Source organism: Streptomyces sp. NPDC048192 (genome assembly GCF_043202415.1).
GTDB lineage: Bacteria > Actinomycetota > Actinomycetes > Streptomycetales > Streptomycetaceae > Streptomyces.
Genome location: NZ_JBIDAL010000002.1, coordinates 368,821 through 383,263, shown reverse-complemented (window position 1 = coordinate 383,263; position 14,443 = coordinate 368,821). Strand labels below are relative to the sequence as shown.

14 protein-coding genes and 1 pseudogene are annotated in these 14,443 nt (G+C 73.1%); 9 read left to right on the top strand and 6 right to left on the bottom strand.

What is annotated here, in order from left to right:
- Position 1: 1 nt before the first annotated feature.
- Complete coding sequence (xylB, locus tag ACGFZN_RS04610; RefSeq protein WP_393856999.1) at positions 2–1,456, bottom strand: xylulokinase; 1,455 nt, start codon at positions 1,454–1,456, stop codon at positions 2–4.
- Positions 1,457–1,631: 175 nt separating this feature from the next.
- Between xylB and xylA the strand changes: the two genes are divergently transcribed.
- A complete protein-coding gene (xylA, locus tag ACGFZN_RS04605) occupies positions 1,632–2,798 on the top strand; it encodes a xylose isomerase (protein WP_393856998.1) in 1,167 nt (388 codons plus the stop codon).
- Positions 2,799–2,868: 70 nt separating this feature from the next.
- Here xylA and ACGFZN_RS04600 read toward each other — a convergent pair.
- Positions 2,869–4,135, bottom strand: a pseudogene (locus ACGFZN_RS04600) (esterase-like activity of phytase family protein); the annotation flags it as partial.
- Positions 4,136–4,480: 345 nt separating this feature from the next.
- Here ACGFZN_RS04600 and ACGFZN_RS04595 point away from each other — a divergent pair.
- Positions 4,481–4,663: a hypothetical protein gene (locus tag ACGFZN_RS04595; protein WP_330341434.1), complete on the top strand. Its 183-nt coding sequence runs from the start codon at positions 4,481–4,483 to the stop codon at positions 4,661–4,663.
- A 300-nt stretch (positions 4,664–4,963) separates the two neighbouring features.
- Here ACGFZN_RS04595 and ACGFZN_RS04590 read toward each other — a convergent pair whose 3' ends face one another.
- Both ACGFZN_RS04590 and ACGFZN_RS04585 read right to left on the bottom strand, forming a co-directional pair.
- Positions 4,964–5,839, bottom strand: a complete 876-nt coding sequence (locus ACGFZN_RS04590) for a hypothetical protein (RefSeq protein ID WP_393856997.1) — start codon at positions 5,837–5,839, stop codon at positions 4,964–4,966.
- 143 nt (positions 5,840–5,982) lie between these two features.
- Entirely contained in the window at positions 5,983–6,279 is a 297-nt protein-coding gene (locus ACGFZN_RS04585) for a hypothetical protein (protein WP_393856996.1), read from the bottom strand.
- Positions 6,280–6,377: 98 nt separating this feature from the next.
- Between ACGFZN_RS04585 and ACGFZN_RS04580 the strand changes: the two genes are divergently transcribed.
- Positions 6,378–7,283: an oxygenase MpaB family protein gene (locus ACGFZN_RS04580; RefSeq protein ID WP_393856995.1), complete on the top strand. Its 906-nt coding sequence runs from the start codon at positions 6,378–6,380 to the stop codon at positions 7,281–7,283.
- On the opposite strand, the gene ACGFZN_RS04575 is transcribed toward ACGFZN_RS04580, so the two are convergent.
- On the bottom strand, positions 7,260–7,793 hold the full coding sequence (locus ACGFZN_RS04575; protein WP_393856994.1) for a PadR family transcriptional regulator: 534 nt from the start codon (positions 7,791–7,793) through the stop codon (positions 7,260–7,262). The genes ACGFZN_RS04580 and ACGFZN_RS04575 overlap by 24 nt on opposite strands.
- 110 nt (positions 7,794–7,903) lie before the next feature.
- On the opposite strand from ACGFZN_RS04575, the gene ACGFZN_RS04570 reads away from it, so the two are divergent.
- Entirely contained in the window at positions 7,904–8,659 is a 756-nt protein-coding gene (locus tag ACGFZN_RS04570; RefSeq protein WP_393856993.1) for an alpha/beta fold hydrolase, read from the top strand.
- Positions 8,660–8,677: 18 nt separating this feature from the next.
- Here the strand turns inward: ACGFZN_RS04570 and ACGFZN_RS04565 are convergent, their stop codons facing one another.
- Positions 8,678–9,286: a class I SAM-dependent methyltransferase gene (locus ACGFZN_RS04565; protein WP_393856992.1), complete on the bottom strand. Its 609-nt coding sequence runs from the start codon at positions 9,284–9,286 to the stop codon at positions 8,678–8,680.
- 151 nt (positions 9,287–9,437) lie between these two features.
- On the opposite strand from ACGFZN_RS04565, the gene ACGFZN_RS04560 reads away from it, so the two are divergent.
- The 5 genes from ACGFZN_RS04560 to ACGFZN_RS04540 all read left to right on the top strand — a co-directional run bounded on the left by ACGFZN_RS04560 (position 9,438) and on the right by ACGFZN_RS04540 (position 14,439).
- The gene (locus ACGFZN_RS04560; protein WP_393856991.1) at positions 9,438–10,211 is read left to right on the top strand and encodes an MHYT domain-containing protein; all 774 of its coding nucleotides are present in this window, start codon (positions 9,438–9,440) and stop codon (positions 10,209–10,211) included.
- Positions 10,212–10,259: 48 nt separating this feature from the next.
- On the top strand, positions 10,260–12,776 hold the full coding sequence (locus tag ACGFZN_RS04555) for a nitrate- and nitrite sensing domain-containing protein (protein ID WP_393856990.1): 2,517 nt from the start codon (positions 10,260–10,262) through the stop codon (positions 12,774–12,776).
- A complete protein-coding gene (locus tag ACGFZN_RS04550) occupies positions 12,773–13,210 on the top strand; it encodes a roadblock/LC7 domain-containing protein (RefSeq protein ID WP_393856989.1) in 438 nt (145 codons plus the stop codon). The genes ACGFZN_RS04555 and ACGFZN_RS04550 overlap by 4 nt, the downstream gene beginning before the upstream one ends.
- 18 nt (positions 13,211–13,228) lie before the next feature.
- Positions 13,229–13,639: a DUF742 domain-containing protein gene (locus ACGFZN_RS04545; protein ID WP_393856988.1), complete on the top strand. Its 411-nt coding sequence runs from the start codon at positions 13,229–13,231 to the stop codon at positions 13,637–13,639.
- 197 nt (positions 13,640–13,836) lie between these two features.
- Entirely contained in the window at positions 13,837–14,439 is a 603-nt protein-coding gene (locus ACGFZN_RS04540) for an ATP/GTP-binding protein (RefSeq protein WP_393856987.1), read from the top strand.
- Positions 14,440–14,443 lie beyond the last annotated feature (4 nt).

The following is a 14,443-nucleotide window of genomic DNA, read 5'->3' as shown; positions in this document are numbered from 1 at the left end:
CTCAGGCGCTCGGTGTGGTCGGCGTCCCGCGGTCCAGCAGCGGGGCCGCGTCGGAGAGTACCCCGCTGATCCGGTCCAGCGTCTCCTGGTCCCGCTCCACGGCCTCCAGCACCGGGCCCGCGGCGGTGTTCCAGCGGCGGGCCACAGCGGCCGGGTCCTCGCCGGTGAGCAGGCCGGCGGCCTGTGCCGCCGCCCCGAGGGCGACGAGTTCCCTGGCCTCGGGCACCTGTACCGGCCGGCCGGACAGCCGCCGTACCGTCTGCTGCCAGGCCGTCCCGCGGGCTCCGCCGCCGATCAGTATCAGGGGGGTGCTGCGGTCCGCGTCCTCGTCCAGGACCAGGTCGAGCGCGCCGAGCAGCGCGTGCACGGCGCCGTCGTACGCGGCCTGCAGCAGTTGTCCGGGAGTCGTGTCGTGGCGCAGGCCGTGCAGCAGGCCGGCGGCGTTCGGCAGGTTCGGGGTGCGCTCGCCGTCCAGGTACGGCAGCAGGGTCACCGAGCCGCCGGGTGCCACGGCCTCACGGTCCAGGCCCAGCAGCGCCGCGACGCGGTCCACGGCGAGCGTGCAGTTCAGGGTGCAGGCCAGGGGCAGCCAGTCGCCGTGGGCGTCGGCGAAGCCCGCCACCGTGCCGGTCGGGTCGGCCGGGCGGTGCCGGGACACGGCGTAGACCGTGCCGGACGTGCCCAGGCTGAGCACCGGCGTGCCGGGCCGCAGGCCGAGACCGAGCGCCGCCGCCGCGTTGTCGCCGGTGCCCGGAGCGACCAGCGTGCCCTTGGAGAACGGCAGGTCGTGGCTGTCGCGCACGGTGCCGGCCACCTCTCCCGGCCGTACCACCCGGGGCAGCAGCGCCGGGTCGAGCCCCACGTGCGCGAGGGTCTCGGGGTCGTACTCCTCCGTTCCCGACGACCACCAGCCGGTGCCGGAGGCGTCACCGCGGTCGGTCGTGCCCTGCCCGGTGAGGCGCTCGGTGAGGTAGTCGTGCGGGAGCCGGACCGCCTTCGTCGCGCGGACCGACTCCGGCTCGTGATCGGCGAGCCACGCCCACTTCGTGACCGTGAACGAGGCGCCGGGCACGCTGCCCGTGCGCTCCGCCCAGGCCTTCGGCCCGCCCAGCTCCTCCACCAGTCGGCGGGCCTGCGGCGCCGAACGGACGTCGTTCCACAGCAGTGCCGGACGCACCGGCTCGCCCCGCTCGTCCAGCGTGACCAGACCGTGCTGCTGACCGCCGATCGACACCGCGGCGGCCTCGTGCGCCGCGTCACCGCACTGGCTGAGCGCCTCGCACAGCGCCTCCCACCACTGGCGCGGATCGCTCTCGCGGCCCGCCCCGGAGGACACGGTGTGCGGCGCCTGGCCGCTGGCCACCACCCGGCCGGTGGCCGCGTCGACGACCAGTGCCTTCGTGGACTGGGTGGACGTGTCCACGCCGACGACGAGCGGACCCTCCGCTGCTGACATGGGCTCTCCCTTTTCCGCGACGTTCCGCTTCGCGGCGTTCCGCGCGCTCCGCGACTTCGTGACTTTCTACGACTCTGCGGGACAAAGACATCTTGTCTCTTCCCAGGGACGCGAGCGCATACTAATTTGTAAACGGCCATGACGAAATAGCCGCAACGCAGCAAGGAGCCGTCGCATGAGCTACCAGCCCACCCCCGAGGACAGGTTCACCTTCGGTCTGTGGACCGTCGGCTGGCAGGGGAGGGACCCCTTCGGCGACGCCACCCGCCGCGCCCTCGACCCGGTCGAGACGGTGCAGCGCCTGGCCGAGCTGGGTGCCCACGGAGTGACCTTCCACGACGACGACCTGATCCCCTTCGGGTCCTCGGACAGCGAGCGCGAGTCGCACATCAAGCGGTTCCGGCAGGCCCTGGACGCCACCGGCATGACCGTGCCGATGGCCACCACCAACCTGTTCACCCACCCCGTCTTCAAGGACGGCGCGTTCACCGCCAACGACCGCGACGTGCGCCGCTACGCGCTGCGCAAGACCATCCGCAACATCGACCTGGCGGTCGAGCTGGGCGCCAGGACCTACGTCGCCTGGGGCGGGCGCGAGGGCGCGGAGTCCGGCGCCGCCAAGGACGTGCGCGCGGCCCTGGACCGCATGAAGGAGGCCTTCGACCTGCTGGGCGAGTACGTCACCGCCCAGGGCTACGACATCCGCTTCGCCATCGAGCCGAAGCCGAACGAGCCGCGCGGCGACATCCTGCTGCCCACCGTCGGCCACGCGCTGGCCTTCATCGAGCGCCTGGAGCGCCCGGAGCTGTACGGCGTCAACCCAGAGGTCGGGCACGAGCAGATGGCGGGCCTGAACTTCCCGCACGGCATCGCGCAGGCCCTGTGGGCGGGCAAGCTGTTCCACATCGACCTCAACGGCCAGTCCGGCATCAAGTACGACCAGGACCTCCGCTTCGGCGCCGGCGACCTGCGCGCGGCGTTCTGGCTGGTCGACCTGCTGGAGAGCGCCGGTTACGAAGGTCCGCGCCACTTCGACTTCAAGCCGCCGCGCACCGAGGACCTGGACGGCGTGTGGGCCTCGGCCGCGGGCTGCATGCGCAACTACCTCATCCTCAAGGAGCGCGCCGCGGCCTTCCGCGCCGACCCCGAGGTCCAGGAGGCCCTGCGCGCCTCCCGCCTGGACCAGCTCGCCCAGCCGACGGCCGCGGACGGCCTGGAGGCGCTGCTCGCCGACCGCGCCGCCTTCGAGGACTTCGACGTCGATGCGGCCGCCGCGCGCGGGATGGCCTTCGAGCGTCTCGACCAGCTCGCCATGGACCATCTGCTCGGCGCCCGGGGCTGAGCGCGCCGAGGGCCGGGGTGCGGCACCGCCGCCGCCCCGGCCCTCGGTCGTTTCTCGTCCGGACTGCACACAGCCCCTTCGGCAGCCGGACGTACACGACGGTCGTCCCGATCCCGCTGCCGACGAGCCGGCCCTGCCCGGCGAACGCGCCCGCGCCGTCGGTCATACCGAAGTCGTTGTCGTTGACGAGGGCGAGCGTGTCGTGGTCCACGCACGCGATGCCTTCGATTTTCTGCGGCACGCCGTCGACCGTGTTCAGGTCCACCACGAGCCGCTTGGCCGGCACCGGGACGCCGGCGGACGCCGGGTCGTCCAGCTGCTCCAGGGACGGCGAGGTCGAGTCGTCGTCCCAGGGCCCGCCGAGCATGCTCGACCTGCGGTCCAGCCGGACCAGTTGCAGCCGGGCCGCCTTGTCCGTGCGCTCCTCGACGAGCAGCCGGTCACCGCCCACGGCCACCACGGAGGAGATCTTCAGCTCGGAGGTGTCGTCCTCGCCCGGGTCGACCACGTTCACCGGGTCGAACCGATAGGCGTACTCGGCGGTGACGGCCTTCGCGCGCGGCGAGAAGCGCAGCAGCCGCGTGGTGCGCGAGGCGTCCCCGGTGTCCGCGTCCGGCAGCGACAGGGGGCTCTGCAGGGCCATCACCAGATCGCCCTCGGGAAGCTGCGCCAGCCCCTCGGACCCCCGGTTGGCCTTGCGGTGCAGGAACACCGCCGGCAGCGCCTCCACCACGGGGTAGTCCGTGCCGGTCAGGCCGAGGCCCCTGGGCACGTACCGGGTGAGCACCCTCCCGCGCGAGGAGACGTGGACCAGCGAGGGACCGTACTCGTCGACGAGCCAGAACGTCCCGTCCGCGGCGCGCACGATGCCCTCCGCGTCGAGCCCGTCCGGGGTCTACGGCAGCGGCGCCTTCGCGTCGTAGGTGTACGGCGCCTCGTCCCGGCCCCGCTGGTCGGGCAGCCCGGTGGCGGCCTTGCCGGAGGACGTAGTCAGCGGGATCGCGTCGACGACCTGGACCGTGTCGTGCGAGACCCGGATCCTCACGATCGCCGGATCGAATCCCGGCACCGGGAACGTGCGGCGCTTGGCGCCGTCGAGCTTGATCTGCCCGTTGGGGCCTCGGTCGGTCACCGTCCAGTACTCGTCCTTGCGGCCCGCCGGGTAGATGTCGCTGGCGATGCCGTCGAGCTTCACCCCGTGGTCGTCGTCGATGCTGCCCGGCAGCAGGGCGTTGCTGCACGCGCCGAGCGGGATCTCGCCGAGCGTCGCCGTGCGGACGACGCGGGCGTCCCGTGGACATCGGGCCTCCTGCGGGACAAGTTGCTTTTGCGGCCAGAGTTGGCTCGAGGTGGAACTCCGTAGGACATCGGCATGAACGGCCGGCATCGGCCGCTCGTCGGATCACTGGGTGCGGCGCGTCGAGAAGGGCAGCGGAATGCCGGCGCCGTGATCCGGGCCACTTCACAATCTGTTCGAGTGGTGGCCATGCTTCAGGGCGTACGCGAGGACGCCGTGCGACGGTCCGTGAGGAAGCGGCCGCGTCCGGACGTCCCCAAGGGGCGGCCTCATCCACTAGGGGGCAGGCCTCAGGGAGGTCTCAGGGGCGGAATGTGGAACCGCGGGGAGCGGGGGGCCGTTTCCAGTGCAGAGAGCGGCAGAGGCCGCGAAGGAGGCGACGCTCATGTCCAACACAGCGAAGATCGCCGTCGGGGGAGTGGCGGTCGGGCTGCTCCTGCTGATCTGGCTGCCCTGGTGGGTGGCGTTCCTGATCGTGGTGGGCGTTCCCGTGGCCGGGTATCTGGCGCTGGACCCCGCGCAGCGGCGCAGGCTCCGCAGGGTCACCCGCAAGGAGCTGGGCCGCTGAAGGGACGGCGGACGCCGTGGAGGGCCCTCACGGGCCCCTCACGCCTCCTGGCGCGCCGAGCGGCCGTCCGGCGGGGGCGGCGGCCCGGTCCGGTCTGCGGGTGGCCGCGCTCGTCGCCGGGTGCGGCAGGCAGGTTCCTCGCGGGCGGCGTGCGGCCGCCGGAGGTGCCGGCGGTGCAGCCGGGCGACGCCCACGCCGAAGCCGACCCCGCCCCCCGGGCGCCGTCCGCCGTGGACGGGCCGAGGGGCCCGGCGTGTCGCCTCCGGCCGGGCGGTGCGGCGAGCCGGCCCGGGCGCGGCTTCAGAGGGGCCGTACGGCCATCTTGTCGAGTGCTTCCAGCAGGCCCGGCAGTTCGGGTCCCCGGCCCACCGGCAGCACCTCGCCGGGCTCTTCGTCGAGCAGGACGAAGGCGATGTCGTCGGTGCGGGCCACGATCGACCAGCCGGGGCCGTCGGCGCGCAGCGTACGGGCGTCCCCCGGGGCGAACGACGAGCGCACCCTGCCGAGCGGCGGCGGCGAGTCGACGTAGGCGCGGGCCTCCGCGAGCACCCGCCTGACTCCCCGGTGGCCGCTCTGCGGCACGGACCGCTCGCCCTCCGGCGAGGACTCCTCGGCCTTCTCCCGCGCCTCCTGCGCCTCCCGCTGGTCCCCGTCGGCCGCGTCGGGCGTGGCGAACCGCGCGTCGTCGATCTGCTCCCGCCACTTGGCCCACTGCAGGGCTATCTCGTCGGCGCCCAGCCGCCGCTGGGCCGGTCCCCAGGTACTCGTGTCCGGCGGCCTCAGGGCGGGCCGGTCCGCCACCTCGGGACCGGGGTCGTGCGGGGCGGGGACACCGGGAGCCGCGACGGCGACGGCCAGCGGCCAGCCCGGCAGGGCGGCCACGACCGCGCGTTCGTCCGGGGACAGCTCGTACTCCATGCCGCAGTCCCAGGACGCGATCGCCACGGCGACCAGCGAGACGTCGTCGATCACGACCGTCCAGCGCGCGCCCGTGCCGTCCTGGCCCAGCACCAGGCCGTACCCGTCGGCGAGGGGCGCGAGACCCAGCGCCGCGCACGCCTCCGGATAGTCGTCGCCCAGAACGCTCGGAAACTGCGCCGGCGTCAGCAGCACCGCCGTCAGCACGTACAGCGCATCATCCGCGGCGGCGCCGGCTTCGTCGTCGGCTCCGGCCATCCCTGCCTCCCAGTGGTTCGTCCAACGGCGCGCACCCTAGTGCGAGCGGAAGCCGCTTGTCACGACTCCTCACACCACGCGGACCTGCAGGTTTCCGCCTGGACGGGGGCGAAACGACCACGGTGGGCCCGGGGCCCGTCCGCTCAGCCCGTGGGCAGTCCGAGCAGATCGCGGGCCACCGACGCGGGCGACTGGTCGCGCTCCCGGGCCAGCGCGACGACGGCCCGGCAGGCGAGCTCGCTCACCCCGAACGACAGCGCTTCCGGCGGCACCCAGCCCGCGGCTTCCTCGATCCGGTCCTGATCGTCCTCCGCGCGGGCCACGACATAGGCGGCCGCGGCCTCGAACAAGTTGTGCGCGCGCCGTTCCCGAGTGCCCGCCGGCTGCGTGTGCGCGGCGGTGCGGACTCTGGCGGCGTACTTGCGTATCAGGCCGAACACGCGGACCACCCTCCCCCCGAACGGGGTCGTCGTCGATCGCTCATCTGCTCCCTTTCAACGTAGAGTTGGAGTTTCTGCGGCAGAAGGGGGACGACGCAGTGAAGCGTTTCGAGCGGCTCCGGCAGATCCGGCGGCTGGACCCGGTGGCGGACGCGCTGGAGATCTACCGGCTCAGCGTGGCCTTCGAGTTTCCCTGGGACTACACCCGCGCACTCGAACTGGCCCTGTACCGCACCTACGCCGTCCCGAGCATCGGCCGGCTGCTCGCCGAGACGGCGGAGCTGACCGAGCGCACCCAGAAGCGGTACGACGACACCGTGCTGCTCCTCGACACCGTCGTCGAGCACGGCTTCGCCAGCGACGAGGGGCGTACCGCGATCCGCCGCATCAACCGGATGCACCGCAGCTACGACATCAGCGACGACGACATGCGGTACGTGCTGAGCACCTTCGTGGTGATGCCCAGGCGCTGGATCGACGCCTACGGCTGGCGGCGCCTGTCCCGGCACGAGATCGTCGCCACCACCGAGTACTACCGCACCCTCGGCCGGCACATGGGCATCCCCGGAATCCCGCAGAACTACGAGGAGTTCGAGGAGCTGCTCGAGGCGTACGAGAAGGAGCACTTCGCCTGGGACGAGCGGTCCCGGGAGGTCTCCGACGCCACGCTCGCCCTGATGGCGTCCTGGTATCCGCGCCCGCTGGCTCCGTTGCTGCGCACCGCGACGCTCGCCCTGCTCGACGAGCCGCTGCTGCGTGCGTTCCGCTACACGCCGCCCGGCGCGGCGACGACGGCCTTGGTCCGGCGGGCCGTACGCGCGCGTGGCCGGCTGGTCCGGTTGCTGCCACCGCGCCGCTCGCCGCATTTCGCACGCCAGAACTGGGAGGTCAAGGGCTATCCGGACGGCTACCGGGTGGCCGACCTGGGCACCCGGCCGGTTCCCGGGCTGCGCGGCTGCCCGGTGCGGCACCGGGGCGCCTCAGCGGGCGACGTCGTCGAGTGAGGCCAGGGTGTCGCGCAGCCAGGCCAGTTCGGCCCGGCTCGTGGCGCGCGCGATGGTGAGCACACCGCGCCGGAACGGGTCGTCCAGCTCCTCGGCGCTCAGGGGCCGGTCGCCGTCGTAGAAGAAGCTCGCCGGCTCCTCCAGAAAGGCCAGCCGGCGGCGCATTACCGCCGCCTGGGCGGCGGGGTCCTCGAGGTGCCGCAGGAACGCCAGCAGCGTGAACCAGTGGTTCTCGTCGGTGATCTCGCGCTGCGCGGGCTCGGCGAGCCGGCGCTTCAGCTCACGCCTGCCCTCCTCGGTCAGCCGCAGCACATGGCGCGGTGCCGCCACGGCACCCGGCTCGGTGGCCCGGACCAGCAGGCCCCCCTTCTCCAGCCGCTTGATCGCCGGGTACAGCGTGCTCTCGGCGACCGGTCGCACATGCCCGGTGAGGGCCGCGATGTGCCGGCGCAGGACGTATCCGTGCAGCGGGGCGTCGTAGAGGAAACCGAGGATGGCGAGTTCGAGCACGAGCGCAGTCTCGCGCAGGACGAGGTACTCCGGCAATGCGATACGCCGCAGCAGTAATACATCGCCCCCGATGTATAGTCATCGTGTCGCAGGGTGGCAGGGAGGGCGATGTGAAGCAGGCCGTGTTCGACCGTGAGGGCAGCAGGATCCGCTGGACCGAGGCGCCGGGGGAGGAGCCGGCGCGGGTGTATCTGCACGGACTCGGCTCGATGTCCGCCGTGTACCACGCCCACATCGCGGCCCGGCCGGAACTGGCGGGCCGACGCAGCCTGTTCCTGGATCTGCCGGGACACGGCCTGAGCGACCGGCCCGGTGCGTTCGGCTACACGCTGCAGGAGCACGCCGACGCCGTGGCGGCCGCGCTGGACGAAGCCGGGGTCCGCGGCGCGGAGTTGATCGCGCACAGCATGGGCGGCGCCGTGGCCATCGTGCTCGCCCACCGGCGCCCCGACCTCGCCTCCCGGCTCGTGCTCACCGAGGCGAACCTGGACGCCCACCCGCCGCTCACGGCCGCCAGCAGCGGAATCGCCTCCTATGAAGAGGACGATTTCGTCAATGTGCAGTACGCGCGCGTGCTGGAGCGCGTCGGTCCGCTGTGGGCGGCCACCATGCGGCTGGCCGACCCGCGCGCCCTGCACCGCAGCGCCGTCGGGCTGTGCCGGGGTTCCGACCCGGTGATGCGCACCATCCTGGAGAAGCTGCCCGTCGACCGGGTCTACCTCCAGGGCGAGCACAGCGGCGAACTGCCGGGCCGGGAAGGCCTGGAGGCAGCCGGAGTGCGCGTGGTGACGGTGCTCGGCGCCGGGCACAACGTCATGTTCGACAACCCCGGCGCCTTCGCGGCGGCCGTCGCCGGCACGGACTGACCCGGCCGAACCTCGCTGCTATGACGAGCGGTCCCCGCGTACCGCGACAGCGAGGAAACGTGCGTCCTCGTCGACGTACGACGTCATGCGCCACCCGGAACGCGCCAGCAGCGGCCGGAGGTTGTGCTCGGCGCGCAGGTCGTCCGAAGTGATCCGGCGGCCCTGGCGCGCCGCCAGCGCCGCCCGTCCTATCGGGTGGAACAGGGCGAGCACGCCGTCGGGCCGCACGACACGGGCCAGTTCCCGCAGGTTCTGTTCCGGCCGCGGCAGATGGGAGATGAGACCGGCCGCGAACACGGCGTCCAGCGCCGCCGACCGCAGCGGCAGGGCGGTGACGTCCGCGAGCAGCAGCCGCCCCTCCCGATGCCGGCGGGCCCGTACGGCGGCGTCGAGCATCGCCGGCGTCAGGTCGGCGCCGAGCACCATCCCGGAGGGGCCCACGGCGGCGCGCAGCGGCGGCAGGGCGCGTCCCGTGCCGCAGCCGGCGTCCAGCACCCGGTCGCCCGGCCGCAGCCCGATGTCGGCGACCGCGGCCGTGTACGCGGGCCCGTCGTCGGGGAACCGGCTGTCCCAGTCGGCCGCGCGTGCGGTGAAGAACTTCTGCACATGTGTGTGGTCGTCGCTCATGGTGCGCATGATTCCTCACCGTCGCGGGGGATCCATAGGCGCACATGTTCGGGCCGGACCCGGTCGTTCCGTCGCATCCGTGCGTCATATTCCAACAGCTTTCGAAATGCGCCCCCTGTGTGCGTCCGTGCCCCCCTAGCGTCCCTTGGCCATGGGACACCTGGACCACGCCGCCTTCGGCTGGCTGACCCCCGTGCTGTCGTACGTCATGGCCTGCACGGGTGCCGCTCTCGGTCTGCGCTGCACCGTCCGCGCGCTCGCCACCACCGGCCGCTCACGCCGGAACTGGCTCATCACCGCCGCTTCCGCCATCGGGACCGGCATCTGGACCATGCACTTCGTGGCCATGCTCGGCTTCCGCGTGAGCGGCACCGACATCCGCTACGACGTGCCGCTGACCATCCTCAGCCTGCTCGTCGCCATGGCCGTCGTCTGCGCCGGCGTCTTCACCGTCGGCTACAGCCGCGACCGCAACCGGGCGCTCGTCTTCGGCGGCCTCACCACCGGGCTGGGCGTCGCCAGCATGCACTACCTGGGCATGGCGGCCGTCCGGCTGCACGGCGACATCAGGTACGACCCGGTTCTCGTCGGCGTGTCGGTGCTGATCGCCGTCGTGGCGGCGACCGCGGCCCTGTGGGCCGGCCTCAACATCAAGTCGCCCCTGGCGGTCACCGTCGCCTCCCTCCTCATGGGAGCGGCCGTCAGCAGCATGCACTACACCGGGATGTTCGCGGTGAGCGTGCGTGTCGACCCCTCCGGCGACCCCCTGCCCGGGGCCACGGCGATGCAGTTCATCTTCCCCCTCGCCGTCGGCCTCGGGTCCTACCTGTTCATCACCTCCGCCTTCGTCGCGCTCTCACCCACGGCCGACGAACGGGAGGCCTCCGCCTCCGCCCAGCGGCCCGTCGAGAGCATCGCCCGCTAGCGGGAGCCCGGAGAGCGCGCCCCGACCCACGTCCCGAGCGAGGAGGCCATGCGCCCACCCCGTACCAGCCCGAAAGCCGGCGCTCCCGCGCACCCTCCGCGCGGCCGCCGCGCACACGCCGGACCGCCCGCCGCCGAGGGAGCCGGCCACCCGCTCGGCACACCCTCCGCCACGGCTCGCGCGCGTGGCGACCGCATGCGCCTGCGCCCCCGCACCGTGCGCGCCAAGGTGGTCAGTCTGCTGATGGTGCCCGTCGTCTCCCTGCTCGCGCTGTGGGGGTACGCCACCGTCACCACCGCCCAGGACGTCGCCAGGCTGCGGCAGTCCCAGCGCGTCGACGCCGAACTGCGCACCCCGCTGGCCGCGGCCGTCACCGCCCTCGAGGCCGAGCGCACCGCGGCCGTGCGTCACGCCACCTCACCCGGCGGCGACGGCAGCGACCTGCAGGGTCCGGCCGCCCGCACCGACCGGGCGGTGGCCAAGCTGCGCCTCGGCGGCGACAACACCGTGGCCGACAGCGAGGACCTGCCCGCGGGCGTCTCCAGGCGCCTCAGCGCCTTCGTCACCGGTGCCGAGCACCTGCGTGCCCTGCGCACCGCCGTGCTCGACCGCAGAGCCGGCTGGGACACGGTGTACGCGCAGTACACGAGGACCATCGAGGCGGCCTTCGCCGTGGACGGAGCCCTCGGCGGCATCCAGCGGGCCGACATCGGCTCCGACGCGCGCGTGCTGCTCGAGTTCAACCGGGCCGCCGAGGCCTTGGCCCAGGAGGACACCCTGATCGGCAGCGGCCGGCTGCAGGGCCAACGGCTCCGGCTGTTCGGCGCCGCGGTCGCCGCGCGCCGTACCCTCACCGAGGCCGCCGTCGCCGACCTGCCCGACGCCCAGCGCACCGCCTGGCACAACCTCGCTGCCGGCGACTCCTACGCCGCGCTCGGCGCAGCAGAAGACAAGATCATCGCCTCCGGGCAGGGCGCCGCAGCGGCCGATGCGGCCGCCTGGAACGCCGCGCACCAGCGCGTGCAGGACGGGATGCACAGCATCGCGGCGGACACCGGCCGCGCCGTCGCAGGCCGCGCCGACCCGGTCACGCGCGGCCTGCTCAGCACCGCGGGCGCCGCCGTGCTCCTCGGCCTTGTCGCCGTCGCCGCCTCCCTCGTCATCTCCGTCCGCATCGGCCGAGGCCTCGTGATCGAACTCGTCAGCCTGCGCAACGACGCCCTGGAGATCGCCCGCCGCAAACTCCCCGAAGCGATGCGCAGACTGCGCGCCGGCGAGGAGATCGACATCCAGGCCGAGGCGCCCGCCGGGCCACCCGCCGACGACGAGACCGGCCAGGTCTCGGAAGCCCTGACCACCGTCCACCGCGCCGCCCTGCACGCCGCAGTGGAACGCGCCGAACTCGCCAGCGGCATCTCCGGCGTCTTCGTCAACCTGGCGCGCCGCAGCCAGGTGCTGGTACACCGCCAGCTCAGCCTCCTGGACAGCATGGAGCGCCGCTCGGATGACCCCAACGAGCTGGGCGACCTGTTCCGGCTCGACCACCTCACCACGCGCATGCGGCGGCACGCCGAGAGCCTGATCATCCTGTCGGGCGCCGCGCCGGGGCGGGCCTGGCGCATGCCGGTGTCCCTGACCAACGTGGTCCGGGCCGCCGTGTCCGAGGTCGAGGACTACGCGCGCGTGGAGGTGCGTCAGCTCCCCGAGGCCCGCGTCATCGGGGCCGCCGTCGCGGACCTCACCCACCTGCTCGCCGAACTCGTCGAGAACGCCGCGCAGTTCTCGCCTCCCCACACACGCGTGCGCGTCACCGGCGAACCCGTCGGCAACGGCTACGCCCTGGAGATCGAGGACCGGGGGCTCGGCATGGGCCCCGACACCCTCGCGGAGGCCAATCGCCGTATCGAACAGTCCGAGGCCCTCGACCTGTTCGACAGCGACCGGCTCGGACTCTTCGTGGTCAGCCGTCTCGCCTCCCGGCACGGCGTCAAGGTCCACCTGCGGACCTCTCCCTACGGAGGCACCACCGCGGTCGTCCTGCTGCCCACCGCCCTGCTGCACGGCGGTGCGGCCGAACACGCCTCTTCGCACGGCGAACAGGCCCGCCACGAGCGGGAACCCGAGTACGCGCGCGTGCCCCGCACGAGCGAGCGCCAGGAGCCCGTCGCCGCCCTGTCGGACCGGCCCGCCCTCGCGGCCACCGCTCCCGGCCCGTACGGCGCGGCCGACCAGCCGGGCCCGCGCGCGACCGCCGACGAAACCCCGCCCCCCGGAGTCACCACCTTGCGGCTGCACCGACCATCCGGCGACTCCGAGAACACCGACGACCTCCCCCGCCGGGTGCGCCAGGCCAACCTCGCCCCCCAGCTCCGCAAACAGCGCCCCGAGACACCCGCACCGCACACCCCACGGCACGACGACGAACGGCGCACCCCCGAACTGGTACGGGACCGCATGGCGGCCTACCGCGACGGATGGGTCCGCGGCGGCGGCAGACAGCCCGGCCGCGGCGCCGACCCCGCTCCCGGAGCGGGCACGCACAGCAGCGAAGGAGACCCGGCATGATCCAGGACCCGAACCCGAGGGCCGGGCAGCGCTCCGGCGAACTGGACTGGTTGCTCGACGACCTGGTGATGCGCGTCAGCGAGGTGCGGCACGCTGTCGTCCTCTCCAACGACGGGCTGGCCGTCGGCGCCTCCACCGGCCTCGCCCGGGAGGACGCCGAGCATCTCGCGGCCGTCGCCTCCGGCTTCAACAGTCTGGCCAAGGGCGCGGGACGGCACTTCGGAGCGGGCGGCGTGCGCCAGACGATGGTCGAGATGGACGACGCGTTCCTCTTCGTCGCCGCCGCAGGCGACGGCTCCTGCCTGGCCCTGCTCACCGCCGTCACCGCCGACATCGGACTGGTCGCCTACGAGATGGCCCGCCTGGTCAAGCGGGTCGGCGAACACCTCTACACGCCGCCGCGCGTCGTCGCGCAGCCGCCCGCGGCCGGATGACCCCGTAAGGCGGCGCCGATGAACGAGAACCAGAGTGGCCCGTGGGAGCCGCCGGGCAGCCAGTGGTACGACGGTGAGGCCGGACCACTGGTGCGCCCCTACGCGATGACGGGCGGGCGCACCCAGCCGGGTCCCACCGGGGTGCGTTTCGACCTGATCGCCCTCGTCAGCCTCGACCCGGCGGCACCGGCACTCGACGATGTCGCGCTCGGCCCCGAACACCGGACCCTGATCGAACTGTGCCGCACCGAGACGCAGTCCGTCGCCGAACTCGCCGCGGACGCCGACCTTCCGGTCGGCGTGGTCAGGGTGCTCCTTGGCGACCTCCTGGAACTCGGCTGCGTGGTCGTCAGCCGTCCCGTGCCGCCGGCGCACCTGCCCGACGAGCGGATTCTCCGCGAGGTCATCGAGGGGCTGCGAGCGCTGTAGATGACCTTTCCGAAGCCGCCGTGCGCCGCGCCGCGTCCCGGTCCGTGCCGATTTCGCCTCGGACCGGACGCAGGCGGTCAGAACAGGTGCGTTTTCCGTCCCACCGCCCCGAGTCCCCGCTTCGTTGCCATGATGCTGCCTTCGCGCCCGCAGCACACGGACGCCGACCGCAGCCGGTCCTCCCGAGAGAAGTGATCATGCTCACCGAGACTTCCGACGCCGTCGGCGACACCTCCGCCCTGGCACTGAAGATACTGGTCGCCGGCGGGTTCGGGGTCGGCAAGACGACCCTGGTCGGGGCCGTCAGCGAGATCCGGCCGCTGCGCACCGAGGAACTCCTCAGCGAGGCCGGGCAACTGGTGGACGACACCGACGGCGTGGACCAGAAGGTCACCACCACCGTCGCCATGGACTTCGGGCGCATCACCATCCGCTCCGGGCTGTCGCTCTACCTCTTCGGCACGCCGGGACAGGACCGCTTCTGGTTCCTCTGGGACGAGCTGTCCCAGGGCGCCCTCGGCGCCGTCGTCCTCGCGGACACCCGGCGCCTGGAGGACTGCTTCCCCGCGGTCGACTACTTCGAGCACCGGAGCATTCCGTTCGTGGTCGCCGTCAACTGCTTCGCGGGGGCCCGCAACTACGGCGCCCACGACGTCTCCCGCGCCCTCGACCTGGACCGCGGCACCCCCGTGGTGCTGTGCGACGCACGCGACCGGGACTCCGGCAAGGAGGTCCTGATCCGGCTCGTGGAGTACGCCGGGCGGATGCACACCGCCCGGCTGCTGGACTCGGTCGGCTGAGCCC